This window comes from Chryseomicrobium sp. FSL W7-1435 (genome assembly GCF_038595005.1).
GTDB lineage: Bacteria > Bacillota > Bacilli > Bacillales_A > Planococcaceae > Chryseomicrobium.
The window spans coordinates 2232618-2256683 of sequence record NZ_CP151997.1 but is presented as its reverse complement, the minus strand read 5'-3'; the positions used below and the strand labels follow the sequence as shown (position 1 = coordinate 2256683).

The following is a 24066-nucleotide window of genomic DNA, read 5'->3' as shown; positions in this document are numbered from 1 at the left end:
GAACTAAAAACGTTGTATTAAAGGGGAAGAGGTGAAGAGCGTGGTCAATTACATTGGTAGACGCTTATTACAATTAATCCCAGTTTTGCTCGGAATGACATTCGTAGTATTTATGATCATTCGTGCAATTCCCGGAGATCCTGCTCAAGTCATCTTAGGTCAATTGGCTTCTAAAGAAGCAGTCGAAGCATTACGAGCAAAGCTCGGATTAGATAATCCCTGGTATATTCAATATTTTGAATACCTCGGTGGTTTGTTCCAAGGGAACTTAGGGGAATCTTTGCGGACTTCTCAGCCTGTCGCTGATGAAGTTTGGCCATATCTTGCAGCAACATTTGAACTGGCCTTCTTTGCCATTTTAATTGCCGTTATCATTGGCGTAAATGCAGGAATCATCTCGGCTTGGTTCCAAAATTCATGGTTTGACTACACAGCTATGGTATTGGCTCTTGTTGGTGTCTCAATGCCGATTTTTTGGTTAGGTCTTATGGAACAATGGATTTTTGCTATTGAGCTTGGCTGGTTGCCAACTTCAGGTCGTGAGGACGTAAGAAATCCGATTAGTCCACAAACCGGTTTCTACATACTCGACACCATCATGCAAGGGCGATTTGACCAGTTGGGTCAAGTGTTGCGACATTTGATACTTCCAGGAATCGCACTAGCCACCATTCCAATGGCGATAATTGCTCGTATGACGCGCTCTAGCATGCTAGAAGTGATGCGCTCAGATTACATTCGTACAGCGCGTGCAAAAGGTCAAAAAATGTTCTGGGTTGTCTACAAACATGCCCTTAAAAATGCGGTTATTCCAGTGCTTACAGTCATTGGTCTTCAGATGGGACTTCTTCTTGGTGGTGCGATTTTAACTGAAACCATCTTTTCGTGGCCGGGTATCGGACGTTACGTTTACGAAGCCATTCAATTCCGTGACTACCCAGTGATTCAATCTGGTATCTTAATCATTGCATTTATTTTTGTCATGATTAACTTAATTGTTGATATCCTTTACGGATTGATTGATCCACGTATCAAGTATGACTAGAAAGGAGGGCGTTGTATGTCGAATCCAGATCCAAAGAATTTAGTACCTGCGGAGCAGGAAGTATTAATGGAGCGTGAAACGGGCCCGTGGCGAGATGCCTGGAAAAGCTTCCGTAAAAATAAGATTGCACTTGTAGGAAGTGTGATTGTATTTTTCTTCATCTTATTAGCGATTTTTGGTCCATGGATCGCTCCAGAAGGAATTAATGATCAAAAATTGACAGAACGTTTGAAAGCTCCTTCTAGTGAATATTGGTTTGGAACAGATGACTTTGGACGGGATATTTTCTCGCGTGTTATTTTAGGAGCTCGTATTTCTCTTGGCGTTGGATTCTTTTCTGTAATTGGTTCAGTAATTGTGGGAAGCGCACTGGGTATTATCGCGGGGTATTACGGGAAATGGGTAGATACCATCATCTCGCGTATCTTTGATATCATGCTGGCATTCCCAAGTATCCTACTTGCCATCGCAGTAGTATCGGTTTTAGGACCATCACTTGTAAATGCTTTGATTGCCATTGCTATTATCAATATTCCGAACTTCGGACGTTTGATTCGCTCAAAAGTGTTAACGGTGAAGCAAGAAGAATACATTACTTCAGCTAAAGCAATAGGAATGAAGGATTTCAGAATACTAATCTCACATATTCTGCCGAATTCACTAGCGCCCGTAATCGTTGCGGGGACACTTGCTATCGCTTCAGCGATTATCGAAGCAGCAGCTCTTGGCTTCTTAGGTCTAGGTGCACAAGCGCCAGCTCCTGAGTGGGGAAAAATGCTAGCAGATGCTCGAAATTATTTACGAAATGCTCCTTGGACGATGATTTTCCCAGGTGTCGCGATTATGTTGACCGTACTAGGGTTCAACTTAATGGGTGATGGCCTTCGAGATGCACTCGATCCAAAAATGAAGACATAAAAAAAGCTGCCAGCGATGGCAGCTTTTTTCTATACTTCTACTTTCACATCAATTTCTTCTCCATGGTAAGTCTGATAGGAAGTAATCAACGTATCCAAATGTTCCAAATGCTCTTCATAGGTCAAGATTGCAGATAACAAATGCAACAAATGATAAGTTGAAAAATCCTCTTCTCGCTTAGTTTCGTAGATTTGTGTCATGAAAATCTCCATGACTTCGTGACGCTTAATGAAATGGTCATTAGTAATCCAGTCAAATTGATCAGGCTTCAACTTGCCTATAAATTTTAAATGAAGATGCTCATGATAAGTGAGCAATGTATCTAACCTTTCCTGGATCATCATATGAAAGTGATCGGGAAGTTGGATGATGTCGTGTTCATAAGCGTATAAACGGCGAATCACGTAAAGGCTTTTGTAAGAAGTTGCGATAAGCTCTCTATAAATTACTAATTTACGTCCTTTAGCATATTTGGCCTTCTTCGTGTATCCACGCTCTTCTTTGAAAAGTAGAAAAAGCTGATCGGTTTTTACGAGTTGCTCCTCAATTGAAGTGACAGCTTGTTTCAGTGCTTGATGATCGGCCGCATGGCGAATCCCAATGCGAATCCAGCGAATAATGTCATCCTGAGTTGTACTAATTTTTGTGAATAGACGCGTTTCGTATTTGGGTGGAATGAAGACGAGATTGACAGCGAATGCTGACAATACACCGGTACCAATCGTAAATATTCGGAACATGGCAGCCAGTAAGAAATCATCCCCTTGGATCTCCATGATTGCGATGATTGTAACAAGAGCAAGCGGTATTGTTTTTTGAAGCTTAAGTTTTAGCATAAGTACGATTGCAAGTATAGTAGTTAAACCAACCATGAAGTAGGAATTACCGAAAATCATCGCAAATACCACTGCAAATGCAGCACCTAATAAATTGGATTGAATTTGTTCAAAAACGGTCATATAAGAACGATAAATTGAAGGTTGAACAGCGAAAATTGCGGCAATCCCTGCAAAAATCGGTTCAGGTAGAGAGAGCCAGTCCGCAATAAATAAGGCAAGGGCTATCGCAATCCCTGTTTTGAGTACACGTGCACCTACCTTCATGAGGCATCCTACTCCTTTTGCTGTGACATTTTTTCAAATGCGTAGTCTACCGCTGCTAGTGTAGTGTGAATATCTTCATCTGTATGAGCGGTCGTTACAAACCAGGCTTCATATTTCGATGGAGCTAAATTAATACCTTGTGAAAGCATAAGTCGGAAGAACTGTGCAAACTGCTCTCCGTCAGAAGCTTCTGCTTGATCGTAATTTTCTACTATAACATCTGTGAAGTAAATGGATAGGGCACCCTTGATGCGATTGACTGTAATTGTTACATCATGCTTCTTGGCAGCGTGGACTATACCTTGTTCTAATATACTTCCCAAACGATCTAGTTCTTCGTAGACTCCAGGTTGCTGCAAAACCTCTAAGCAAGCAATGCCTGTTTGAATAGAAGCTGGATTTCCTGCCATGGTTCCTGCTTGATACGCTGGACCATTCGGTGCGACTTGATCCATGACCTCTTTCTTTCCGCCATAGGCACCAATCGGTAATCCACCGCCGATGATTTTTCCTAGCGCAGTTAAATCTGGTTCGAAGCCTAAAAGGGTAGAGGCGGCACCATAATGGAAGCGGAATGCTGTAATCACTTCATCGTAAATTACGAGAGCTCCATGTTTTTTGGCATAGCTATGAACAGTCTCTAAAAATCCTGGCTTTGGCTCGACCATTCCAAAATTCCCGACGATTGGTTCGACGAGAATTCCTGCTAATTCATCTCCCCATTTTTCCATGGCATTTATAAAAGCCTGAGGGTCGTTAAAAGGAACTGTGATAATCTCTTGGGCAATTGATTTTGGGACACCTGCTGAATCGGGCGTACCAAGTGTAGCAGGGCCAGAACCAGCTGCTACTAATACAAGGTCTGAGTGTCCGTGGTAACAGCCAGCAAACTTCAACATTTTTATGCGTCCTGTGTATGCGCGAGCCACTCGTATCGTTGTCATAACGGCTTCTGTTCCAGAGTTTGTGAAGCGCACTTTGTCCATGGAAGGGATAGCGTCTTTTAACATTTTGGCAAAGTGGATTTCATGTTCAGTAGGGGTGCCGTAAAGTAAACCATTCTCAGCGGCAGTTGTGAGTGCCTTTGTGATGTGTGGATGAGCGTGCCCTGTGATGATGGGACCATAAGCCGCTAAATAATCAATGTATTTATTGCCATCGACGTCATAAAAATAAGCGCCTTGTGCGCGAGCCATGACAGTGGGAGCTCCTCCTCCTACGGCCTTATATGAGCGTGATGGGCTATTTACTCCACCTACTATATGAGTAACTGCTTCATTGTGCAGTTTTTCGGATTGTGTGCGTTGCATGTTAGTTCCTCCTCTAGTGTTCCCCTTTATTGTAGACAACTTTAATTCGAACAACAAGGTGTGCTATTCTGAAACAAATAGGAGGGATCATCATGACAGAAACTATACTAGAAGGATTGCAAGCGCCAGAATTCACTTTACCAGATGAAAAAGGCAATACCATCACACTCGAAGACTTCAAAGGAAAGCAGTATGTCGTTTTGTATTTTTATCCACGTGATTCAACTCCAGGCTGCACGACAGAAGCCTGTGATTTCCGAGATCGTTTTCCAGAGTTTGAAAAACTTCAAGCTACTGTGCTCGGGGTAAGTACGGACTCTGCTAAAAAACATCAAAACTTCATTGCAAAGAATAACTTACCATTTCCTTTGTTAGTAGATGCAGAAGCTGAAGCAGCCAAAGCATATGGAGTTTGGAAAAAGAAGAACATGTATGGGAAAGAATTTGAAGGAATTGAACGCTCGACATTTTTGATTGCGCCAACAGGGGAAGTGCTCAAAGAGTGGCGAAAAGTAAAGGTTGCAGGTCATGTTGAAGAAATACAGCAAGTACTTGAACAAGTACAGAAGGAGTCGTCATGAAAATTTCATTCACTTTTGAGCCAAAAAATGAAATTCAAGAACAACTAAAGCATGCATTCTCCAATCACAGCTTTCATTTTGAGAAGGGAAGTCTTCCACCCAAAGATACTGAAATCTGGGTTACATACGGAGAAGATGTGAGAGAAGAGTCAATTCAAGATTTGGCTCAATTGAAATGGATTAGTGTAGCATCAGCGGGAGTTGAGAAATTGCCGCTGACTTCACTTGCGCAGCGAGAAATTTTAGTGACGAATGCGCGAGGTATTCATAAAACACCGATGACGGAATCCATCATTGGTCATATCTTGGCATTGTATCGGAACTTACCAGCTATTTATCATTTCACAGAAGCTCAAAAATGGGAAAAGCCACGTGGTTCAAGAGAATTGCGAGGTAGTAAAGCGGTCATTGTTGGACCTGGTGCAATTGGTGCAGAAGTAGCTAGAATTCTACAAGCATTTGGAGTTGAGGTGGTAGGTTGTAACCGAAGCGGCGATGCTGTTGAGTCTGTTGATAAAACAGTATCCTTTGAACACCTTCTGGAGGAACTAGCGGATGCTGACATCGTTCTATCACTTGTCCCAAGCACAGAGCAGACGCGTCATTTATTTACCAAAGAACATTTCACGGCTATGAAATCATCGGCCATCTTCATGAATTTTGGGCGTGGGGATGTTGTAGCTGAAGAGATATTGGCTAGCGCATTAAAAACGGGGGCTATCGGCCAAGCTGTTTTGGATGTTTTTGAAGTAGAGCCACTCCCTAGTCAAAGCCCACTTTGGGGATTAGACAATGTAATCGTCTCGCCACATATATCAAGCCATTCGGATTATTATGTGGAACGTGCGATGGAGATTTTCTCACGAAACTTAACTAAATGGGAAAAAGGCGAGAGCGCTCTTGAAAACAAAGTGGATTTAAACTTAGGGTACTAAGCTGTTCCCATAGTGAATCAGTTGACACTCTTTGTAGTTTCTTCTTATAATTAAGAATAACAATTCTAATGTAAGAATGAATCTGAAAGAGGTGCAGACTATGACCGAAGTGCATTTGCAAGATGCCTTAGATACACTGAAGTCAACAGGTGTACGTATTACACCACAGCGCCATGCTATTTTGGAGTATATTATCCAGTCCATGACGCACCCTACTGCCGATGACATTTACCGTGCACTTGAAAGCAAGTTTCCTAGTATGAGTGTTGCAACTGTTTATAATAATTTGCGTGTCTTCCGCGAATCGGGTTTAGTAAAAGAGCTTACCTATGGAGACAGCTCAAGTCGCTTTGATTTTGTGACCAACGATCATTACCACATGATTTGTACTGGATGCGGCAAGATTGTCGATTTCCATTATCCAGGTCTTGATGAAGTAGAACAACTGGCTTCCCATATTACAGGATTTGAAGTGGAATCCCATCGACTAGAAGTCTACGGTAGATGCCCTTCTTGTAAACAACAACCGAAAAATGTACAATAAAAAAACTACCGTGGGAACAATCACACGGTAGTTTCTTTTATTGTGTTTTATTATTGTAATTCTGATCGAACTCTTTACCCTCTAATGATGCATCAAGTGTCAATGGTTCATTGCAATACATACATAGATCGACGCGTCCTAAAACTTTCGTATGTTTTCCGCAGTTTGGGCATACAACTTGAACGGCACGAGTTGATAGTAAGCCTATCCATCCGTAAACCCCGACGCTACCCAAAATTGCAAGTAACCCAACAAGCATGAAGATAGTGACTAGTATTGGATTTTCACGGAAGAAGATTGCTCCGTACATGATAATAAACCCGATGAAGATCAATGCCAAAGCAAAAGAACGTATTCTATTGATTTTATTTTTATATGGCGCCATGATTACCCTCCTAATTTCAACTAATACTATAGCATATTTTAGTAAAGAAAGAAGGACTTACGGATTCGATGTAGAAATTAATGCATAACAAGGTTCAAGCCGAGAAGGAGTGAAACAATGGAAGCATTACTAAGACCTATTTATCAAGAGCGAGCGAGTGATCCAAACACGTTAGGTATTTTACATATTCAGAAAAAAGAAAAGGTCAGTCCATTAACGGATACTTTTGATTCGATTTTATTGGTTATTACAAAAGACGCAGAAAGACCAATTTTCACTAAACACTATTCATACCATGATGAAAAAGCGGCTCTTCATATTATTACTGAAAAACAACTTCAAAAATGGCTGACGCTTGGTAAAAATCCTAAGCTTGTTGATTGGCTGTTAAACGGGCGCATTCTTTTTGATAGAAATGAATTTATTATGCATCTGAAAAAAGAGTTAGATGAATTCCCTGAGCGTGGCCGTAAAATTCGAATGGGGATTGAATTTGCACGTTTGACTAGACGCTACTTGGAAGGCAAAGTCTTTTACGATCAGCAAAATTATTTGGATGCTTACAATGAACTCATTGATTCTCTGCATCACTTGGCACGTCTTGCTATCTTTGAAAGAGGGATGCACCCAGAAGTATTAGTCTGGAAACAAGTGAAGGTATTAGATCCAGCCATTTACAAACTCTACGATGAATTAGTTTCAAGTTCCGAACCACTACAAAAACGTGTGGAACTGCTTTTCTTAGCAAGTGATTTTTTAATACATTCCCGCACAAAAGAAGCCGCTATGCATATAAAAGAAGTATTGGCGGAAAAACCGTATTGGTCTATACAAGAAATTCATGAACAAGAGGAACTGAAGAATTATTCAACAGACCTTGAAGTATATATTGAATTTTTAGTTGAAAAAGGAATCATCTATATAGAAGAACATGAGACGAAGAGTTCTCAAATCATGCATAGATATTACCGAGTTATGTAAGTTGAATCGTGTGTCTCTGCACCTGCAGAGGCACATTTGAAATTATTTTAAAAAAGTTGTTGACTTCTAATCGAAATATAAGTTATGATAATACACGTCGCTAAGGCAGTAAGGAATTAACGAAGCAGCAACGCTTCAGAAATTTTTTAACAAGACTTCAAAAAAACAGTTGACTCATATAAGCATAACTGATAAATTAGAGAAGTCGCCAAAACGAGTGACGCACGAAATGAACATTGAAAACTGAACATGCAAGACGTCAAGATAGAGCGTCACCGCCCCGACCCCCGTTGGGTGTGCGTGACGCAAACACGAACCAAGTCACTTCCTATAAACGGATGTGACGGACGTTCAAAATGGATATCGTTACTTTTTAAAAGTGACAGATGCCAGCAACAAAATGAGCTTATATTAAGTTCTCTTTATGGAGAGTTTGATCCTGGCTCAGGACGAACGCTGGCGGCGTGCCTAATACATGCAAGTCGAGCGGATGAAAAGAGGAGCTTGCTCCTCTCGATTCAGCGGCGGACGGGTGAGTAACACGTGGGCAACCTGCCCTGTAGATTGGGATAACTCCGGGAAACCGGGGCTAATACCGAATAATCCATCGGACCTCATGGTCCGATGTTGAAAGACGGTTTCGGCTGTCACTACAGGATGGGCCCGCGGCGCATTAGCTAGTTGGTGAGGTAACGGCTCACCAAGGCCACGATGCGTAGCCGACCTGAGAGGGTGATCGGCCACACTGGGACTGAGACACGGCCCAGACTCCTACGGGAGGCAGCAGTAGGGAATCTTCCACAATGGACGAAAGTCTGATGGAGCAACGCCGCGTGAGTGAAGAAGGTTCTCGGATCGTAAAACTCTGTTGTGAGGGAAGAACAAGTACCGGAGTAACTGTCGGTACCTTGACGGTACCTCATTAGAAAGCCACGGCTAACTACGTGCCAGCAGCCGCGGTAATACGTAGGTGGCAAGCGTTGTCCGGAATCATTGGGCGTAAAGCGCGCGCAGGCGGTCCCTTAAGTCTGATGTGAAAGCCCACGGCTCAACCGTGGAGGGTCATTGGAAACTGGGGGACTTGAGTGCAGAAGAGGAAAGCGGAATTCCAAGTGTAGCGGTGAAATGCGTAGAGATTTGGAGGAACACCAGTGGCGAAGGCGGCTTTCTGGTCTGTAACTGACGCTGAGGCGCGAAAGCGTGGGGAGCAAACAGGATTAGATACCCTGGTAGTCCACGCCGTAAACGATGAGTGCTAAGTGTTAGGGGGTTTCCGCCCCTTAGTGCTGCAGCTAACGCATTAAGCACTCCGCCTGGGGAGTACGGTCGCAAGACTGAAACTCAAAGGAATTGACGGGGGCCCGCACAAGCGGTGGAGCATGTGGTTTAATTCGAAGCAACGCGAAGAACCTTACCAGGTCTTGACATCCCGCCGACCGCCTAGGAGACTAGGCCTTCCCTTCGGGGACGGCGGTGACAGGTGGTGCATGGTTGTCGTCAGCTCGTGTCGTGAGATGTTGGGTTAAGTCCCGCAACGAGCGCAACCCTTGATCTTAGTTGCCAGCATTCAGTTGGGCACTCTAAGGTGACTGCCGGTGACAAACCGGAGGAAGGTGGGGATGACGTCAAATCATCATGCCCCTTATGACCTGGGCTACACACGTGCTACAATGGATGGTACAAAGGGCTGCAAACCCGCGAGGGCAAGCCAATCCCATAAAACCATTCTCAGTTCGGATTGTAGGCTGCAACTCGCCTACATGAAGCTGGAATCGCTAGTAATCGTGGATCAGCATGCCACGGTGAATACGTTCCCGGGCCTTGTACACACCGCCCGTCACACCACGAGAGTTTGTAACACCCGAAGTCGGTGGGGTAACCATTTATGGAGCCAGCCGCCGAAGGTGGGACAGATGATTGGGGTGAAGTCGTAACAAGGTAGCCGTATCGGAAGGTGCGGCTGGATCACCTCCTTTCTAAGGAATATTTCGGAACAGACCCCCTGGGTCTGAGACTTGACGTCTTGCAGTTCAGTTTTGAATGTTCATACATTCAGAACCTGTTCTTTGAAAACTGGATAGAACGACATTGATTGTAACAAACACAACGTCAAGCAATTGACGTGTGACCTTAAGTCTCTTCTTTTTTAGAGGAGCACTAACTTAGGTTAAGTTAGGAAGGGCGCACGGTGGATGCCTTGGCACTAGGAGCCTATGAAGGACGGCACTAACACCGATATGCTTCGGGGAGCTGTAAGTGAGCTTTGATCCGGAGATTTCCGAATGGGGAAACCCAGCATGCGTAATGGCATGTTACCTTCCAGTGAATACATAGCTGGTCGGAGGCAGACCCAGGGAACTGAAACATCTAAGTACCTGGAGGAAGAGAAAGAAAAATCGATTCCCTGAGTAGCGGCGAGCGAAACGGGAAGAGCCCAAACCAAGAGGCTTGCCTCTTGGGGTTGTAGGACACTCTATACGGAGTTACAAAGGCGATAGGTAGACGAAGCGGTCTGGAAAGGCCCACGACACGAGGTAAAAGTCCTGTAGTCCAAACTTATTGCCCTCCAGAGTGTATCCTGAGTACGGCGGAACACGTGAAATTCCGTCGGAATCCGGGAGGACCATCTCCCAAGGCTAAATACTCCCTAGTGACCGATAGTGAACCAGTACCGTGAGGGAAAGGTGAAAAGCACCCCGGAAGGGGAGTGAAACAGATCCTGAAACCGTGTGCCTACAAGTAGTTAGAGCCCGTTAATGGGTGATAGCGTGCCTTTTGTAGAATGAACCGGCGAGTTACGATTCCATGCAAGGTTAAGTCGAGGAGACGGAGCCGCAGCGAAAGCGAGTCTGAATAGGGCGAATGAGTATGGGGTCGTAGACCCGAAACCAGGTGATCTACCCATGTCCAGGATGAAGGTGAGGTAACACTCACTGGAGGTCCGAACCCACGCACGTTGAAAAGTGCGGGGATGAGGTGTGGGTAGCGGAGAAATTCCAATCGAACCTGGAGATAGCTGGTTCTCTCCGAAATAGCTTTAGGGCTAGCCTCAGATAAAGAATCTCGGAGGTAGAGCACTGTTTGGACTAGGGGCCCATCCCGGGTTACCGAATTCAGACAAACTCCGAATGCCGATGATTTGTATCTGGGAGTCAGACTGCGAGTGATAAGATCCGTAGTCAAGAGGGAAACAGCCCAGACCACCAGCTAAGGTCCCAAAGTAACCGTTAAGTGGAAAAGGATGTGGCGTTGCTTAGACAACCAGGATGTTGGCTTAGAAGCAGCCATCATTTAAAGAGTGCGTAATAGCTCACTGGTCGAGTGACGCTGCGCCGAAAATGTATCGGGGCTAAACGGTTCACCGAAGCTGTGGATGCATACCTAGGGTATGCGTGGTAGGAGAGCGTTCTAAGGGCGTCGAAGCTTGACCGGAAGGACAGGTGGAGCGCTTAGAAGTGAGAATGCCGGTATGAGTAGCGAAAGATGGGTGAGAATCCCATCCACCGTATGACCAAGGTTTCCTGAGGAAGGCTCGTCCGCTCAGGGTCAGTCGGGACCTAAGTCGAGGCCGATAGGCGTAGACGATGGACAACAGGTTGATATTCCTGTACCACCTCCCCGCCATTTGAGTGATGGGGGGACGCAGTAGGATAGGGAAGCGTGCGGCTGGAAGTGCACGTTCAAGCAGTGAGGTGTGATGTGAGGCAAATCCCGCATCTACAACACCAGGCTGTGACGAGGAGGACGTAGTCCGAAGTTTCTGATTTCACGCTGCCAAGAAAAGCCTCTAGCGAGGCGGGAGGTGCCCGTACCGCAAACCGACACAGGTGGTCGAGGAGAGAATCCTAAGGTGAGCGAGTGAACTCTCGTTAAGGAACTCGGCAAAATGACCCCGTAACTTCGGGAGAAGGGGTGCTCTGACAGGGTGAAAGCCCGAGAGAGCCGCAGTGAATAGGCCCAGGCGACTGTTTAGCAAAAACACAGGTCTCTGCAAAACCGTAAGGTGACGTATAGGGGCTGACGCCTGCCCGGTGCTGGAAGGTTAAGAGGAGTGCTTAGCGCAAGCGAAGGTGCGAATTGAAGCCCCAGTAAACGGCGGCCGTAACTATAACGGTCCTAAGGTAGCGAAATTCCTTGTCGGGTAAGTTCCGACCCGCACGAAAGGCGTAACGATCTGGGCACTGTCTCAACGAGAGACTCGGTGAAATTATAGTACCTGTGAAGATGCAGGTTACCCGCGACAGGACGGAAAGACCCCGTGGAGCTTTACTGTAGCCTGATATTGAACTTTGGTGCAACTTGTACAGGATAGGTAGGAGCCTAAGAGCCCGGAGCGCCAGCTTCGGAGGAGGCGTCGGTGGGATACTACCCTGGTTGTATTGAAGTTCTAACCCATGCCCGTTACCCGGGCAGGAGACAGTGTCAGGCGGACAGTTTGACTGGGGCGGTCGCCTCCTAAAGTGTAACGGAGGCGCCCAAAGGTTCCCTCAGAATGGTTGGAAATCATTCGTAGAGTGTAAAGGCATAAGGGAGCTTGACTGCGAGACCTACAAGTCGAGCAGGGTCGAAAGACGGGCTTAGTGATCCGGTGGTTCCGCATGGAAGGGCCATCGCTCAACGGATAAAAGCTACCCCGGGGATAACAGGCTTATCTCCCCCAAGAGTCCACATCGACGGGGAGGTTTGGCACCTCGATGTCGGCTCATCGCATCCTGGGGCTGTAGTCGGTCCCAAGGGTTGGGCTGTTCGCCCATTAAAGCGGTACGCGAGCTGGGTTCAGAACGTCGTGAGACAGTTCGGTCCCTATCCGTCGTGGGCGTAGGAAATTTGAGAGGAGCTGTCCTTAGTACGAGAGGACCGGGATGGACACACCGCTGGTGTACCAGTTGTCTTGCCAAAGGCATCGCTGGGTAGCTATGTGTGGACGGGATAAGTGCTGAAAGCATCTAAGCATGAAGCCCCCCTCAAGATGAGATTTCCCATTACGCAAGTAAGTAAGATCCCTCAAAGACGATGAGGTAGATAGGTTCGGGGTGGAAGCACAGCGATGTGTGGAGCTGACGAATACTAATCGATCGAGGACTTAACCAAAAAAATCAATGGAGTTCTATCCAGTTTTGAAAGAACAAATTTTATTGAGAAAACACTTGTATTCGCAGGTGGGTTTGATATAATAAGTCTTGTCTTTCAAATAAGTCTAGTGATGATGGCGAAGAGGTCACACCCGTTCCCATACCGAACACGGAAGTTAAGCTCTTCAGCGCCGATGGTAGTTGGGGGTCTCCCCCTGTGAGAGTAGGACGTCGCTAGGCATCATTTATTCCGAAGTAGCTCAGTTGGTAGAGCATCCGGCTGTTAACCGGCAGGTCGCAGGTTCGAGTCCTGCCTTCGGAGCCATTCATATGGAGAGCTGTCCGAGTGGCCGAAGGAGCACGATTGGAAATCGTGTATGCGTTAATCACGTATCAAGGGTTCAAATCCCTTGCTCTCCGCCATAAAGTTTCAGTTCATTTCAAGTTAATGGCCCCTTGGTCAAGCGGTTAAGACACCGCCCTTTCACGGCGGTAACACGGGTTCGAATCCCGTAGGGGTCACCATTCATACGGAGGATTAGCTCAGCTGGGAGAGCACCTGCCTTACAAGCAGGGGGTCGGCGGTTCGATCCCGTCATCCTCCACCATTTTTTAACAAACCTATAGTATTATCGCGGGGTGGAGCAGTTCGGTAGCTCGTCGGGCTCATAACCCGAAGGTCGCAGGTTCAAATCCTGCCCCCGCAACCAAATGGTCCCGTGGTGTAGCGGTTAACATGCCTGCCTGTCACGCAGGAGATCGCGGGTTCGATTCCCGTCGGGACCGCCATTTTTTATACTAAGTAGATTTTACATAAGCTATATCGCTTACATAAAATCTTGTTGGCTCAGTAGCTCAGTTGGTAGAGCAAAGGACTGAAAATCCTTGTGTCGGCGGTTCGATTCCGTCCTGAGCCACCATTTTTTAGGCCGGTGTAGCTCAACTGGTAGAGCAACTGACTTGTAATCAGTAGGTTGAGGGTTCAAGTCCTTTCGCCGGCACCATAGTTTGTGGAGGGGTAGCGAAGTGGCTAAACGCGGCGGACTGTAAATCCGCTCCTTAGGGTTCGGCGGTTCGAATCCGCCCCCCTCCACCATTTTTTTATTTAGGGGCATAGTTTAAAGGTAGAACTACGGTCTCCAAAACCGTCAGTGTGGGTTCGAGTCCTACTGCCCCTGCCAATTATAACAACATTGATAAATCGTGGCGGTCGTGGCGAAGTGGTTAACGCACCGGATTGTGATTCCGGCACTCGGGGGTTCAATTCCCCTCGGTCGCCCCATTTTTTTATCTTTTTTTATTTGTCTTCATATATTTAATCATGGCGGTCGTGGCGAAGTGGTTAACGCACCGGATTGTGATTCCGGCACTCGGGGGTTCAATTCCCCTCGGTCGCCCTTTATAATTGGGGTATAGCCAAGCGGTAAGGCAATGGATTTTGATTCCATCATGCCTAGGTTCGAATCCTAGTACCCCAGCCATTTTGCGGAAGTAGTTCAGTGGTAGAACACCACCTTGCCAAGGTGGGGGTCGCGAGTTCGAACCTCGTCTTCCGCTCCAAAACTTTGGCGGCATAGCCAAGTGGTAAGGCAAAGGTCTGCAACACCTTTATCACCGGTTCAAATCCGGTTGCCGCCTCCAACAGCGCCGGTGTGGCGGAATTGGCAGACGCGCTGGACTCAAAATCCAGTTCCTTCACGGGAGTGTCGGTTCGACCCCGACCGCCGGTATCTATTTGTAGTATGACTCTACCTCTGCCAGGTAGAGTTTTTTTATTTGTTTTTTGGGTACTAAAGTTTGAAAGAGGTGTTATAGAAATGGAACGACAAAAATTGTGGACGAGAAACTTCATTCTCATTTCGAGCGTCAATTTTCTATTGACACTCGTTTTTTTCTTATTAGTTGTCATCATAGGATTATATGCGGTAGATAGTTTTGAGGCTACCACCAGTCAAGCAGGGCTTGTGACCGGAATTTTTATTGTAGGGACATTGATTGGCCGGTTATTTATTGGTGGCAAGATTGAGAAAATTGGGCGAAAACGCACGCTTATTATTGGATTTATATTATTCAATGCGGTTACGCTCCTGTACTTTGTACAAAGTACTATAACGTTATTACTGATCACTAGATTGTTACATGGTATATCTTTAGGTATCGCTAGTACAGCAGCAGCTACTATAGTTGCCTACATCATCCCGATGGCTAGACGAGGAGAAGGAATAGGCTATTTTAGTATGAGTTCGACGCTTGCTACGGCAATTGGTCCGTTCGTGGGATTATTGTTAACTCAATACACTTCATTTGAAGTTATTTTTACAATCTGTTTAGCGGTAGGTTTAATTGGTTTGACCACTGCCTCATTCGTTCAAGTTCCTGAAGGTGAAAAAAGAAGTGCCGAGAAACAAGTGGCTGAAAAGAGATTTGCCATTACTAAGTTTATTGAACCAAAAGCGGTTCCTATCGCTCTTGTTACGCTTTTCATCGCTTTTTGTTTTTCAAGTGTACTTTCATTTATGAATTTTTACGCAATCGAACTAGATCTCATTCAAGCAGCTAGTCTATTCTTCCTTGTCTATGCGATATCTGTATTGATCTCTCGTCCGTTTACTGGGCGTTTAATAGACAAGAAAGGTGCAAACTATGTCATGTACCCAGCTTTTGTCTTGCTTGCATCTGGACTCTTCCTACTAGGAAACGCAGAGAGCTCATTGACATTTTTAATGGCCGCTTCCTTAATTGGTTTTGGCTTTGGAAACATGCAGTCTTGTACACAAGCGATAGCCGTCAAAATTACCCCTATGCATCGCATGGGAATGGCGACATCCACATTCTTTATTTTCTTAGACGCTGGTTTAGGGTTCGGTCCTTATCTACTAGGACTTCTGCTACTTCAAGTTCCTTTCTCCACTATGTACATGCTGTTAGGGGGAGTGGCTCTTGCGACTGTCATTCTGTACTATGCAGTATACGGAAGAGGGGACAAACGCTACCAGCATTCCTAGTAGCTATTGCGAATGGTGCGGGAATTTGCTATAGTAATCTTCATATAGAAGAATCAATGACGTGGTCAAGTAAGTGATGTACATGTTCAGAAAGTGCAGTGAATGATGAGAGCTGCGCCATCCCTACATGCTGAAACCTCCCACCGAGATGCTGTGCAAACATAGCCGGTTCGTCACCGATACAGACGCTTTGAGATCGTCTTTTAGACGAATGAAGGTGGTACCGTGTCTATCCAGCAGGAGGACGCCCTTTGGGGTGTTTTTCTGCTTTTTATTTTGGCCAATTTAAAGGAGGCAATACAATGTCAGTACAACAAAATGATTTTTCAAAGTGGTACATCGATACCATTCAAAAAGCGGATTTAATGGATTATACACCTGTCCGTGGATGTATCGCGTTCAAACCAGATGGCTATGAGCTGTGGGAGCGAATTCAAAGTGAGATGGACCGTCGATTCAAAGAGACAGGACATCGTAATGCTTACTTCCCGATGTTGATCCCTGAATCTTTCTTCCAAAAAGAGAAAGACCATATCGAAGGATTTTCACCTGAACTTCCTTGGGTAACAGAAGCTGCTGGTGAAAAACTAGAAGAGCGCCTTGCACTTCGTCCAACGTCTGAGACAATGATTGGTCATTTGTATTCGGATTGGATCAAGAGCTACAGAGACCTACCTGTTTTGATCAATCAATGGGCAAATGTTTTCCGTTGGGAGAAAAAGACACTGCCATTCATTCGTACATCTGAATTTTTATGGCAAGAAGGCCATACAGCTCACGTGGATGAAGAAGATGCGCGAAAAGAAACGATGCAGATGCTTCAAGTCTACAAAGAGGTTGTAGAAGATCTATTAGCCATTCCAGTCTATGATGGGCAAAAAACGCCTTCTGAGCGTTTTGCAGGGGCAGTAGATACATTCTCAATCGAAGCCATGATGAAGGATGGTAAAGCGGTACAAGCAGGTACTTCTCATTATTTAGGTACTAAGTTTGCTGAAGCCTTCGATATCAAATACTTAAATAGAGAAAATAAACACGTGTATGTGCATACAACATCTTGGGGAACTTCTACTCGTCTGATTGGTGCAATGATTATGGTCCATGGTGACGAGCAAGGTCTTGTATTACCACCAAAGATGGCACCAACACAAGTTGTATTAATTCCTGTAGGTCCTTGGAAGAAGAAGCCTGAAATTATGGAGAAGTTAGATGAGCTTTATGCAGAGCTTAAATCGAAGGGTATCCGTGTAAAACTTGATGATTCTGATCAATCTCCAGGTTATAAGTTCAATGAGTGGGAACTTAAAGGTGTACCTGTGCGTATTGAATTAGGCCCTCGTGATTTAGAAAACGGTCAAGTGCTGATGAAAGCACGTGATGCAGAGGAAAAGAGTGCTGTGTCTTTAGAAGAGCTCATTGCAACGGTTGAGAATGAATTGACAGTGATGCAAACACGTCTATTTGATAAAGCAAAACAATTCCGTGCAGACAATAGCCATACACACGTTAACACATTGGAAGAGTTAAAAGCACATATTGCTGAATCCCAAGAAGCGGGTAAAACGCCAGGTTGGATACTGGGTGGCTGGTGTGGAGACGATGCTTGTGAAGAGAATGTAAAAGAACAAACGAAGTTTACAACACGTAACATTCCATTTGATCCACCTACTGAAAAGAAGGTTTGTGTGAATTGTGGAAATGAAGCGAAACACAGCGTGTGGTTCGGCCGCGCGTACTAATTATAAAACGCCTGCATGTCAAATGACGTGCAGGCGTTTTATGATCCAGTCAGATTTTGCAGTACGCATCTGAATGTTGGTTGGTCACTAGAGATGGGTAAGTGTGTAACAAGTGAATGGGAATGGGTTGGATTCATTGTTAGGGTGACTGGACCAGCCTCTGCAAGGACTCTCACCTGGCAGAGGATTATTCATAACGTGATGCATCAAACGGCAGAGCCACTTGATAATTTTGAGCATTAACTAAACCTGAAACTTTGTTAGCATTGCGCTCATATTGCAAAGCCTTTTCACGGTATTCGTCTGGGTCAAAGCGAGCAAATCGGACATAAGAAGTCGACTCACCGTAGCCAAATTCGGGCTGTTCTTTTGCAGATGCCCCTAATTGTTTATAGAGCTTTGCCTGGGCACGCAGTTGCATGGCATACTCAATAGCTTCTACGATAGGAATGGCTTCACCTTGATAGTCAATACTATTGGACAGGTTAGCCTCGTAAATAAGACGATCTAGTAACATTAGATCTTGGCGAATCATCTTGATGTCGAAATCTACTTCGTCTACTCCACGCTTTTGTTCTGGAAGCGGATGTCCTTTTTCGGATACAGTAAAGGCAACTCGCAACAGTTCTTGTTCAAATTCTTGTACTTGTTTGGTTAATAAGCTTCGAAGGCGGATGCCATCAGCTAACGTGAATGTGGTCAATTAAATCGTTCCTTCCGGATTGGATTTTGAAAGTAGCACAGTTGAAGACTCGCCACCGTGAATTTGAATAAACATCGATGAAACGGCTTGAAGAAGTTGCTTAGCCTCCTCAAGTGGCATTTCAGGATTTAAATAAACAACATGTAACGCATCGGTTGTCGTAGTGGATACGGACGTTCTCTGAGAATCGACATAAGGACTGCCGAATGGACCGATTGCATCATGGGAAGTAATGATTCCCGAGAGTGTCGTCTCACGGCCGTTCAATGCTTCATAGGATGTCGTTTCATTACCGACGCCAAAGTGTACATCTCCTGATAAAGCGGCCCTTTCATAGAGACCAAATGGGATTCCATAATATAGCGAAAAGAATGTATTGCTGTCTATACCAGAATGAACAGGAGGCAAGTAATTTAGTTTTGCAACACGTCTATAAAGAGCTTCTGCTGAGGGCAGATACCTAGAAGGGTTTGCCCCTGTTTGTTTAAACAAAGTTCTAAAATTGACGAGAGAAGGGAAATGGTCTAATCCATGTTCTTCTATCTCGAAGAAAAGTTGTTCTTGAAACAGTTGTAATCGGCCTTTAAGCATTTGAGGCGAATCACCGACTGAAATTTTGGTATACTGAATAAGTCCGATTTTCAGCTCTGGAACTTGTTCAATTAGCTGAGGATCAAGTGATACATGCATACATAACCACCCTTTCTAACAGAAATCATACCATAGGAGGTGAGGTAGGTGAATGTGCGCGAATTTCAAAGCGAGTTAATTCGCTATGCTCACTCAATAGGTATCGATAAAATTGGTTTTGCTAGGGCAACTCCATTTCCTGATCTCAAGCAGAGACTGTTGATTCAACAACAGCTCAACTATGCTTCGGGTTTTGAAGAGCCTGATATCGAGAAGCGAACGGAACCACTGCTATTACTAGATGGAGTCCAAACCATTATCTCAATTGCCATTGCGTACCCCTCTAGAATGAAAGGCGCACCACAAAGTAAAAAAAGGGAACGTCGTGGTATCTTTGCAAGAGCGTCTTGGGGGATGGATTACCATACTGTTCTACGGGAAAAGCTCGCCCAGTTAGAAGCATTTATACTTGTTCATATACCTGACGCGAAGTTAAAGTCAATGGTTGATACGGGAGAATTATCCGACCGGGCAGTAGCTGAACGCGCGGGAATCGGCTGGAGTGCTAAGAACTGTTCTATTATTACACCAGAATTTGGTTCCTATGTCTACTTAGGAGAGATGTTGACCACCATTCCATTTGAGCCATCTATTCCCATGGAAGATGAATGTGGAGATTGCCGTTTGTGCCTCGATGTTTGTCCGACAGGCGCACTTATTGAGGGAGGGCAATTGAATGCCCAGCGTTGCATCGCTTTTATCACGCAAACAAAGACGCTGGTTCCACTTGAATATCGCGCGAAGATTGGCAATCGCATTTATGGCTGTGACACGTGTCAGACAGTATGTCCTAAAAATAAAGGAAAGCATAGTGATCATCAACAAGCCTTCACACCAGACCCGGATCTTGTAAAACCTTTGTTACTGCCACTACTGGAACATACGAATCGAACTTTTAAAGAGACTTACGGCCATATGTCAGGCGCATGGCGAGGCAAGAATCCGATTCAACGAAACGCCATCATTGCACTTGTCCATTTTAAAGAGCGGGAAGCAATTCCTAAAATTATTTCAATTTTGCACCAGGATCCACGACCTGTTATGCGAGGTACAGCTGCTTGGGCACTTGGTGAACTGTTTTCAGATGAAGCCAACTTGGCTTTAAAGCAGCAATTAGAAAATGAACAAGAACAAGCGGTGCTTTTAGAAATACAAGCAGCACTTACTAAAGGAGAAAAATAATGGCTATTCATATTGTTTTATACCAACCGCAAATCCCAGCCAATACGGGAAATATCGCACGAACTTGTGCAGGAACAGGGGTCAAACTTCATTTGATCAAACCGCTTGGATTTTCAACCGATGATAAGATGTTGAAACGTGCGGGACTCGATTACTGGGAACATGTCGATATCACGTATCATGAGTCATTAGAAGATTTTGTAGAAACTTATCCACAAGGCGAATTTTTCTTACTGACAAAATTCGGCTCGAAACCGCACACTGATTTTGATTTTAGTGACGTTCAGAAAGACTATTTCTTTATCTTTGGTAGAGAGACTACCGGTCTGCCTGTAGAATTTCGTGAGGCCCATTCGGAACGAGCGTTACGTATTCCGATGAATGACAACATTCGCTCATTAAATCTATCAAATACAGCAGCCATTCTAGCTTATGAAGCACTGCGTCAACAAAACTATCCTAATCTCCATTAAAAAAACAGCCACCCAATAAAGGGAGGCTGTTTTCATATACTTATTTTTGAGTTGTTGAGCCTGGTTTGTCATCATAGCCTGCAGTTAAGATTGCAGAAAGGAATGCTACACATACACCGAGGATTAAAAGTAATTTCATGGGTTGTGCCTCCTAGCTTAATAGTCTGCTTTCAGTATACAGGATAGAAATAAAAAAAGAAACGGCTAGCATTCAGCTAATTATGGCGAAAAAGCGTCAATTGGTCTAACATGAGAAGAAAAGGAGGAGACGGCACATGACGAAAGACAATACTTCAAAAGAAAATGGTTCAATGGCTTCCAATATGGAGGAAGTGAAGCAGCTAGGCAAACAGATGGAAAAGATGCGTGACGAGCGTGAGCTTTCTCAAGATGAGCGTGTTGCAGATCCAAGCCAACACGATAAAGCACCAAAGATTCAAAAACGCGAGGAGTGACATTAGTGGAATTGACACTACAAACAACGAAGACCTTACAAAATGGAATTGAGATGCCACGTCTTGGACTAGGTGTCTATAAGATGACAGACCGTGATGAAGCGTTGCAAGCTATCTCACATTCCTTAACAAGCGGATATCGTCACATTGATACAGCGTCTTTATATGACAACGAAAAAGAAGTAGGGGAGGCGATTCGCCACTCCGGCATTGCTCGCTCTGACATTTTTGTTACAACAAAAGTGTGGAACTCGGATCATGGGTACGATCAAACTTTAAGAGCATTTGAAAAATCATTAAAGCTCTTGGATATGGACTATTTAGATTTGTATTTGACTCATTGGCCGGTAGAAGACACATTTGTCGATACTTACCGAGCAATCGAGCGTTTATACGATGAAAAGCTTTTGCGTGCGACAGGCGTCTCCAACCACCACGCAAATCATCTTGAAAAAATCATGGCTTCAGCCAATGTTCCGCCGATGGTCAATCAAGTAGAATGCCATCCACGGCTCGCACAATTTGAGCTACGGGAGTTTTGCGCACAGCACAACATCGCCGTCACAAGCTGGTCGCCACTTTCTCGCGGGCGACTGTTAGAAGAGCCGAGCCTTGTACGTCTTGCTGAGAAGCATGGCAAGTCGACTGCTCAAATCATCATTCGCTGGCATTTACAAGGAGATCTGATCGTCATTCCGAAATCTGTGAAGCCTCATCGTATTGAAGAGAATGCAGATGTGTATGACTTTGAAATGTCATTAGAAGACATGCGCATTATCGATGCATTGAACCGCAATGAGCGTGTCGGCAAAGACCCGGATAATTTTCATTTTGATTTTTAGAGCGAATAAAGAACCTCTCTAGTTACAACTAGAGGGGTATTTTTTTATGTTGTAGAGTTATTAGAGTTCATATATTATTGACATTAGATACATAAAAAGGGATAAGAGGGATTTTTGACAAGGGGGCTTTTATGAAACACGTTGTTAAGTTTATGGTAAAAGATTGGTTGAAAACTAAATTGCTCTATATTGTTGTGATTCTGCTAACTGTATTTGTAGGTTCTTTGCTTATTTTTAATCAATCTCAATCAGGAACTACCCTAAATGAGTTAAAGGAATTCACTCAGCAACAAATAGATAATGTAGTTTTAATAAGTTCCACTATAGAAGCTAAAGAAGCAGCTATTGGCGCTCCTGAAAATGAATTAAAAGCTCTTGAACCACTTTATAAAAAAGAAGAGCATCTTCGGGATATCTTAACAGACTTAAATAATGGTAACTATAATGTGGCTGAAAAACAAATTGCGTTTTATAAAGAGTATAAATCTTTTACTGATTTAAAAACTATTTATTATCTAGGTCAAAGTGATGGCTTTTTAGAAAAAGAAAAAGCTTTAATTTTACATGACAATGAACTGGGCCATTTAGAAGAAACAACACCTTATGACTCTGCGCTTTTCACAAACCGAATCTTTGAGCTTTTATTCAATCCTTTAACCGTATTTTTTTTCTTATTAATTTTTAGTTACCGTTATATAAACGACCGCGAAAACCGCACATTTGATTTCTTGAAATTACAGTCTCTTTCGAATAAATCAATCTATTTTGGGTATTTTCTCTTATTAGTAGGTTCCGTCCTATTATATGCAGTTATGGTTATCACACTTGCTTTTCTACCTGTCATACTCTCAGGAAGTTGGGAAAGTATTAATTATCCGGTAGAGGTTTTACAAGGTACAGAAGTTGTCTTCATTCCTGTTTGGAAATGGTTGCTTTATAGACCATTAGGCTGGTTGATTTTCATGACACTTTCACTGCTATTCTTCACTTTCTTTGTGAAACAACAAGCAGCGATTAGTGCGTTTGCTATCACTATGACGATTTTCCTTGCAACTTGTTATTTCATTTATACAATAAATGGATTTCAACTAATAAACCCATTACATCTTATTGCATTTTATGAGGGGGATTTTTTCATAAAAAACTCCTATCTCATTTATTTAGGGGTAATGATGTTATTCATAACTTTAATTGGATGTGGAATAGTTTATTTTATAAGCTCAAGAAAGATAATAAAGATTCAAATTCCAGTTTTGTTTTCCGTTATGAGGGAACGTCCATTTTATTCAAAATGGACACTTCTGCAATTTGAATTTAGAAAAAAGAAGCGGAAACGGCATATCGCAATTACTTTGACCTTTATTTTCGTTTCATTTTCGGGTGTATTTTTCTACATCCAAAATCAAGTCCAATCCCTACCAAAGGTTGCTTTAGAATTAATCGACGAGAAGCAACAATTTATTACAACCGCAATCACAAATACTGAGTTAAATCATGAAAACCACACTGTAGAAATTGAAACGATGAAGCAAACGGATGAAAAGTTGAATCGCGAACCAGGAGAATATGAAGAAGATTTGTTTCTAACGTTTCTAGACACGTTGAAAGAGGAATTCAAAGAGTACGAGAAACTAAAGACACTAGTATATAACGAAAATTTCCCCCAACTTTTCAATGACCTTCAAGCAACATATGGAGGTGGTGGATCTTATAAAGACTTGGACAAAGCAAATTGGACTGTTTCAACTATGGCATCAGAAGAACAAAGACATATTCTTGAAAGGTCAGAAATTGATTCTTGGCCGTTTGGCGTTTACTGGATATCTCACTTCGATGATCCATCGCTAGAGAGAGATACTGAATTAGTAGCTAGCGCCCGCTATCTTCAAACTCAAAATCAAAAATACGATTCAAGTAGCCAATTCATGCTCTATAAATTTTTTGAATGGAACTTGATGTGGCTTATACTTTTTGCATTTGTAGCTTTCCTTTGGACAACAATTTCAGAGGAGCGAACGCCTCAGTCCACAATCAGCTTTTTATCAACGAAGCCACTATCTTTTCAGTCGGTTTATGCATCGAAATGACTCTACAATTTACTTT

Annotated in this window: 18 protein-coding genes, 16 tRNA genes and 3 rRNA genes; 32 read left to right on the top strand and 5 right to left on the bottom strand. The window is 43.9% G+C overall.

What is annotated here, in order from left to right; all coding sequences use genetic code 11:
• The first annotated feature begins 40 nt into the window (after positions 1-40).
• Both MKY84_RS11465 and nikC read left to right on the top strand, forming a co-directional pair.
• Positions 41-1045 (top strand): ABC transporter permease, encoded by a 1005-nt coding sequence (locus tag MKY84_RS11465; RefSeq protein ID WP_342526120.1) that lies wholly within the window; start codon positions 41-43, stop codon positions 1043-1045.
• Between the two features lie 66 nt (positions 1046-1111).
• On the top strand, positions 1112-1963 hold the full coding sequence (nikC, locus tag MKY84_RS11460; protein ID WP_342528889.1) for a nickel transporter permease: 852 nt from the start codon (positions 1112-1114) through the stop codon (positions 1961-1963).
• A 29-nt stretch (positions 1964-1992) separates the two neighbouring features.
• On the opposite strand, the gene MKY84_RS11455 is transcribed toward nikC, so the two are convergent.
• Both MKY84_RS11455 and MKY84_RS11450 read right to left on the bottom strand, forming a co-directional pair.
• The gene (locus MKY84_RS11455; protein WP_342526118.1) at positions 1993-3066 is read right to left on the bottom strand and encodes an aromatic acid exporter family protein; all 1074 of its coding nucleotides are present in this window, start codon (positions 3064-3066) and stop codon (positions 1993-1995) included.
• An 8-nt stretch (positions 3067-3074) separates the two neighbouring features.
• Positions 3075-4376: a glutamate-1-semialdehyde 2,1-aminomutase gene (locus MKY84_RS11450; RefSeq protein WP_342526117.1), complete on the bottom strand. Its 1302-nt coding sequence runs from the start codon at positions 4374-4376 to the stop codon at positions 3075-3077.
• 92 nt (positions 4377-4468) lie between these two features.
• On the opposite strand from MKY84_RS11450, the gene bcp reads away from it, so the two are divergent.
• The 3 genes from bcp to perR all read left to right on the top strand — a co-directional run bounded on the left by bcp (position 4469) and on the right by perR (position 6436).
• Positions 4469-4957: a thioredoxin-dependent thiol peroxidase gene (gene bcp, locus MKY84_RS11445; protein WP_342526116.1), complete on the top strand. Its 489-nt coding sequence runs from the start codon at positions 4469-4471 to the stop codon at positions 4955-4957.
• A complete protein-coding gene (locus MKY84_RS11440) occupies positions 4954-5892 on the top strand; it encodes a D-2-hydroxyacid dehydrogenase (RefSeq protein ID WP_342526115.1) in 939 nt (312 codons plus the stop codon). Before bcp ends, MKY84_RS11440 begins: the two co-directional genes overlap by 4 nt.
• 100 nt (positions 5893-5992) lie before the next feature.
• Complete coding sequence (perR, locus tag MKY84_RS11435; protein WP_342526114.1) at positions 5993-6436, top strand: peroxide-responsive transcriptional repressor PerR; 444 nt, start codon at positions 5993-5995, stop codon at positions 6434-6436.
• Between the two features lie 37 nt (positions 6437-6473).
• Here perR and MKY84_RS11430 read toward each other — a convergent pair whose 3' ends face one another.
• Positions 6474-6821, bottom strand: a complete 348-nt coding sequence (locus MKY84_RS11430) for a YgzB family protein (RefSeq protein WP_342526113.1) — start codon at positions 6819-6821, stop codon at positions 6474-6476.
• A 117-nt stretch (positions 6822-6938) separates the two neighbouring features.
• Between MKY84_RS11430 and MKY84_RS11425 the strand changes: the two genes are divergently transcribed.
• From MKY84_RS11425 to proS, 22 genes are all read left to right on the top strand, one after another.
• On the top strand, positions 6939-7802 hold the full coding sequence (locus MKY84_RS11425; RefSeq protein ID WP_342526112.1) for a nucleotidyltransferase-like protein: 864 nt from the start codon (positions 6939-6941) through the stop codon (positions 7800-7802).
• Positions 7803-8223: 421 nt separating this feature from the next.
• A 16S ribosomal RNA gene (locus MKY84_RS11420) occupies positions 8224-9778 on the top strand.
• A gap of 189 nt (positions 9779-9967) precedes the next feature.
• A 23S ribosomal RNA gene (locus MKY84_RS11415) occupies positions 9968-12893 on the top strand.
• A gap of 105 nt (positions 12894-12998) precedes the next feature.
• A 5S ribosomal RNA gene (rrf, locus tag MKY84_RS11410) occupies positions 12999-13114 on the top strand.
• The 16S, 23S and 5S rRNA genes sit together here with 16 tRNA genes alongside, the layout of an rRNA operon.
• A 9-nt stretch (positions 13115-13123) precedes the next feature.
• Positions 13124-13199, top strand: a tRNA-Asn gene (locus MKY84_RS11405).
• 7 nt (positions 13200-13206) lie between these two features.
• A tRNA-Ser gene (locus MKY84_RS11400) sits at positions 13207-13297 on the top strand.
• Positions 13298-13324: 27 nt separating this feature from the next.
• Positions 13325-13399: transfer RNA gene (locus MKY84_RS11395), tRNA-Glu, on the top strand.
• 7 nt (positions 13400-13406) lie between these two features.
• Positions 13407-13482 (top strand) — tRNA-Val (locus MKY84_RS11390).
• A 25-nt stretch (positions 13483-13507) separates the two neighbouring features.
• Positions 13508-13584: transfer RNA gene (locus tag MKY84_RS11385), tRNA-Met, on the top strand.
• Positions 13585-13587: 3 nt separating this feature from the next.
• Positions 13588-13663: transfer RNA gene (locus MKY84_RS11380), tRNA-Asp, on the top strand.
• 55 nt (positions 13664-13718) lie between these two features.
• A tRNA-Phe gene (locus tag MKY84_RS11375) sits at positions 13719-13794 on the top strand.
• Between the two features lie 8 nt (positions 13795-13802).
• Positions 13803-13878, top strand: a tRNA-Thr gene (locus tag MKY84_RS11370).
• A gap of 8 nt (positions 13879-13886) precedes the next feature.
• Positions 13887-13970: transfer RNA gene (locus MKY84_RS11365), tRNA-Tyr, on the top strand.
• A gap of 11 nt (positions 13971-13981) precedes the next feature.
• A tRNA-Trp gene (locus MKY84_RS11360) sits at positions 13982-14055 on the top strand.
• A gap of 25 nt (positions 14056-14080) precedes the next feature.
• Positions 14081-14156 (top strand) — tRNA-His (locus MKY84_RS11355).
• Between the two features lie 42 nt (positions 14157-14198).
• Positions 14199-14271: transfer RNA gene (locus MKY84_RS11350), tRNA-His, on the top strand.
• Between the two features lie 9 nt (positions 14272-14280).
• Positions 14281-14355 (top strand) — tRNA-Gln (locus MKY84_RS11345).
• Between the two features lie 4 nt (positions 14356-14359).
• Positions 14360-14434 (top strand) — tRNA-Gly (locus tag MKY84_RS11340).
• Between the two features lie 7 nt (positions 14435-14441).
• Positions 14442-14515: transfer RNA gene (locus tag MKY84_RS11335), tRNA-Cys, on the top strand.
• 5 nt (positions 14516-14520) lie between these two features.
• Positions 14521-14604, top strand: a tRNA-Leu gene (locus tag MKY84_RS11330).
• An 87-nt stretch (positions 14605-14691) separates the two neighbouring features.
• A complete protein-coding gene (locus MKY84_RS11325; protein WP_342526111.1) occupies positions 14692-15879 on the top strand; it encodes an MFS transporter in 1188 nt (395 codons plus the stop codon).
• 302 nt (positions 15880-16181) lie between these two features.
• On the top strand, positions 16182-17618 hold the full coding sequence (gene proS / locus MKY84_RS11320) for a proline--tRNA ligase (RefSeq protein ID WP_342526110.1): 1437 nt from the start codon (positions 16182-16184) through the stop codon (positions 17616-17618).
• A gap of 187 nt (positions 17619-17805) precedes the next feature.
• On the opposite strand, the gene MKY84_RS11315 is transcribed toward proS, so the two are convergent.
• Complete coding sequence (locus MKY84_RS11315; RefSeq protein WP_342526109.1) at positions 17806-18321, bottom strand: hypothetical protein; 516 nt, start codon at positions 18319-18321, stop codon at positions 17806-17808.
• Positions 18322-19011, bottom strand: a complete 690-nt coding sequence (locus MKY84_RS11310) for a phenylalanine--tRNA ligase beta subunit-related protein (protein ID WP_342526108.1) — start codon at positions 19009-19011, stop codon at positions 18322-18324.
• 48 nt (positions 19012-19059) lie between these two features.
• Between MKY84_RS11310 and queG the strand changes: the two genes are divergently transcribed.
• The 5 genes from queG (at position 19060) to MKY84_RS11285 (ending at position 24050) form a co-directional block, all read left to right on the top strand.
• The gene (queG, locus tag MKY84_RS11305) at positions 19060-20193 is read left to right on the top strand and encodes a tRNA epoxyqueuosine(34) reductase QueG (RefSeq protein ID WP_342526107.1); all 1134 of its coding nucleotides are present in this window, start codon (positions 19060-19062) and stop codon (positions 20191-20193) included.
• A complete protein-coding gene (trmL, locus tag MKY84_RS11300; protein ID WP_342526106.1) occupies positions 20193-20666 on the top strand; it encodes a tRNA (uridine(34)/cytosine(34)/5-carboxymethylaminomethyluridine(34)-2'-O)-methyltransferase TrmL in 474 nt (157 codons plus the stop codon). Before queG ends, trmL begins: the two co-directional genes overlap by 1 nt.
• A 275-nt stretch (positions 20667-20941) precedes the next feature.
• Entirely contained in the window at positions 20942-21121 is a 180-nt protein-coding gene (locus MKY84_RS11295) for a hypothetical protein (protein WP_342526105.1), read from the top strand.
• A gap of 5 nt (positions 21122-21126) precedes the next feature.
• Positions 21127-21963 (top strand): aldo/keto reductase, encoded by an 837-nt coding sequence (locus MKY84_RS11290; protein ID WP_342526104.1) that lies wholly within the window; start codon positions 21127-21129, stop codon positions 21961-21963.
• 131 nt (positions 21964-22094) lie between these two features.
• The gene (locus MKY84_RS11285; RefSeq protein WP_342526103.1) at positions 22095-24050 is read left to right on the top strand and encodes a hypothetical protein; all 1956 of its coding nucleotides are present in this window, start codon (positions 22095-22097) and stop codon (positions 24048-24050) included.
• The last annotated feature ends 16 nt before the right edge of the window (positions 24051-24066 follow it).

Excerpts from the sequence above, each read along its gene's own strand:
- MKY84_RS11430 (WP_342526113.1), bottom strand. The coding sequence starts at position 6,821 with ATGGCGCCATATAAAAATAAAATCAATAGAATACGTTCTTTTGCTTTG.
- proS (WP_342526110.1), top strand. The coding sequence starts at position 16,182 with ATGTCAGTACAACAAAATGATTTTTCAAAGTGGTACATCGATACCATT.
- trmL (WP_342526106.1), top strand. The coding sequence starts at position 20,193 with ATGGCTATTCATATTGTTTTATACCAACCGCAAATCCCAGCCAATACG.
- MKY84_RS11425 (WP_342526112.1), top strand. The coding sequence starts at position 6,939 with ATGGAAGCATTACTAAGACCTATTTATCAAGAGCGAGCGAGTGATCCA.
- MKY84_RS11440 (WP_342526115.1), top strand. The coding sequence starts at position 4,954 with ATGAAAATTTCATTCACTTTTGAGCCAAAAAATGAAATTCAAGAACAA.
- perR (WP_342526114.1), top strand. The coding sequence starts at position 5,993 with ATGACCGAAGTGCATTTGCAAGATGCCTTAGATACACTGAAGTCAACA.
- MKY84_RS11310 (WP_342526108.1), bottom strand. The coding sequence starts at position 19,011 with ATGCATGTATCACTTGATCCTCAGCTAATTGAACAAGTTCCAGAGCTG.
- MKY84_RS11285 (WP_342526103.1), top strand. The coding sequence starts at position 22,095 with ATGAAACACGTTGTTAAGTTTATGGTAAAAGATTGGTTGAAAACTAAA.
- MKY84_RS11295 (WP_342526105.1), top strand. The coding sequence starts at position 20,942 with ATGACGAAAGACAATACTTCAAAAGAAAATGGTTCAATGGCTTCCAAT.
- bcp (WP_342526116.1), top strand. The coding sequence starts at position 4,469 with ATGACAGAAACTATACTAGAAGGATTGCAAGCGCCAGAATTCACTTTA.
- MKY84_RS11455 (WP_342526118.1), bottom strand. The coding sequence starts at position 3,066 with ATGAAGGTAGGTGCACGTGTACTCAAAACAGGGATTGCGATAGCCCTT.
- nikC (WP_342528889.1), top strand. The coding sequence starts at position 1,112 with ATGGAGCGTGAAACGGGCCCGTGGCGAGATGCCTGGAAAAGCTTCCGT.
- MKY84_RS11325 (WP_342526111.1), top strand. The coding sequence starts at position 14,692 with ATGGAACGACAAAAATTGTGGACGAGAAACTTCATTCTCATTTCGAGC.
- MKY84_RS11450 (WP_342526117.1), bottom strand. The coding sequence starts at position 4,376 with ATGCAACGCACACAATCCGAAAAACTGCACAATGAAGCAGTTACTCAT.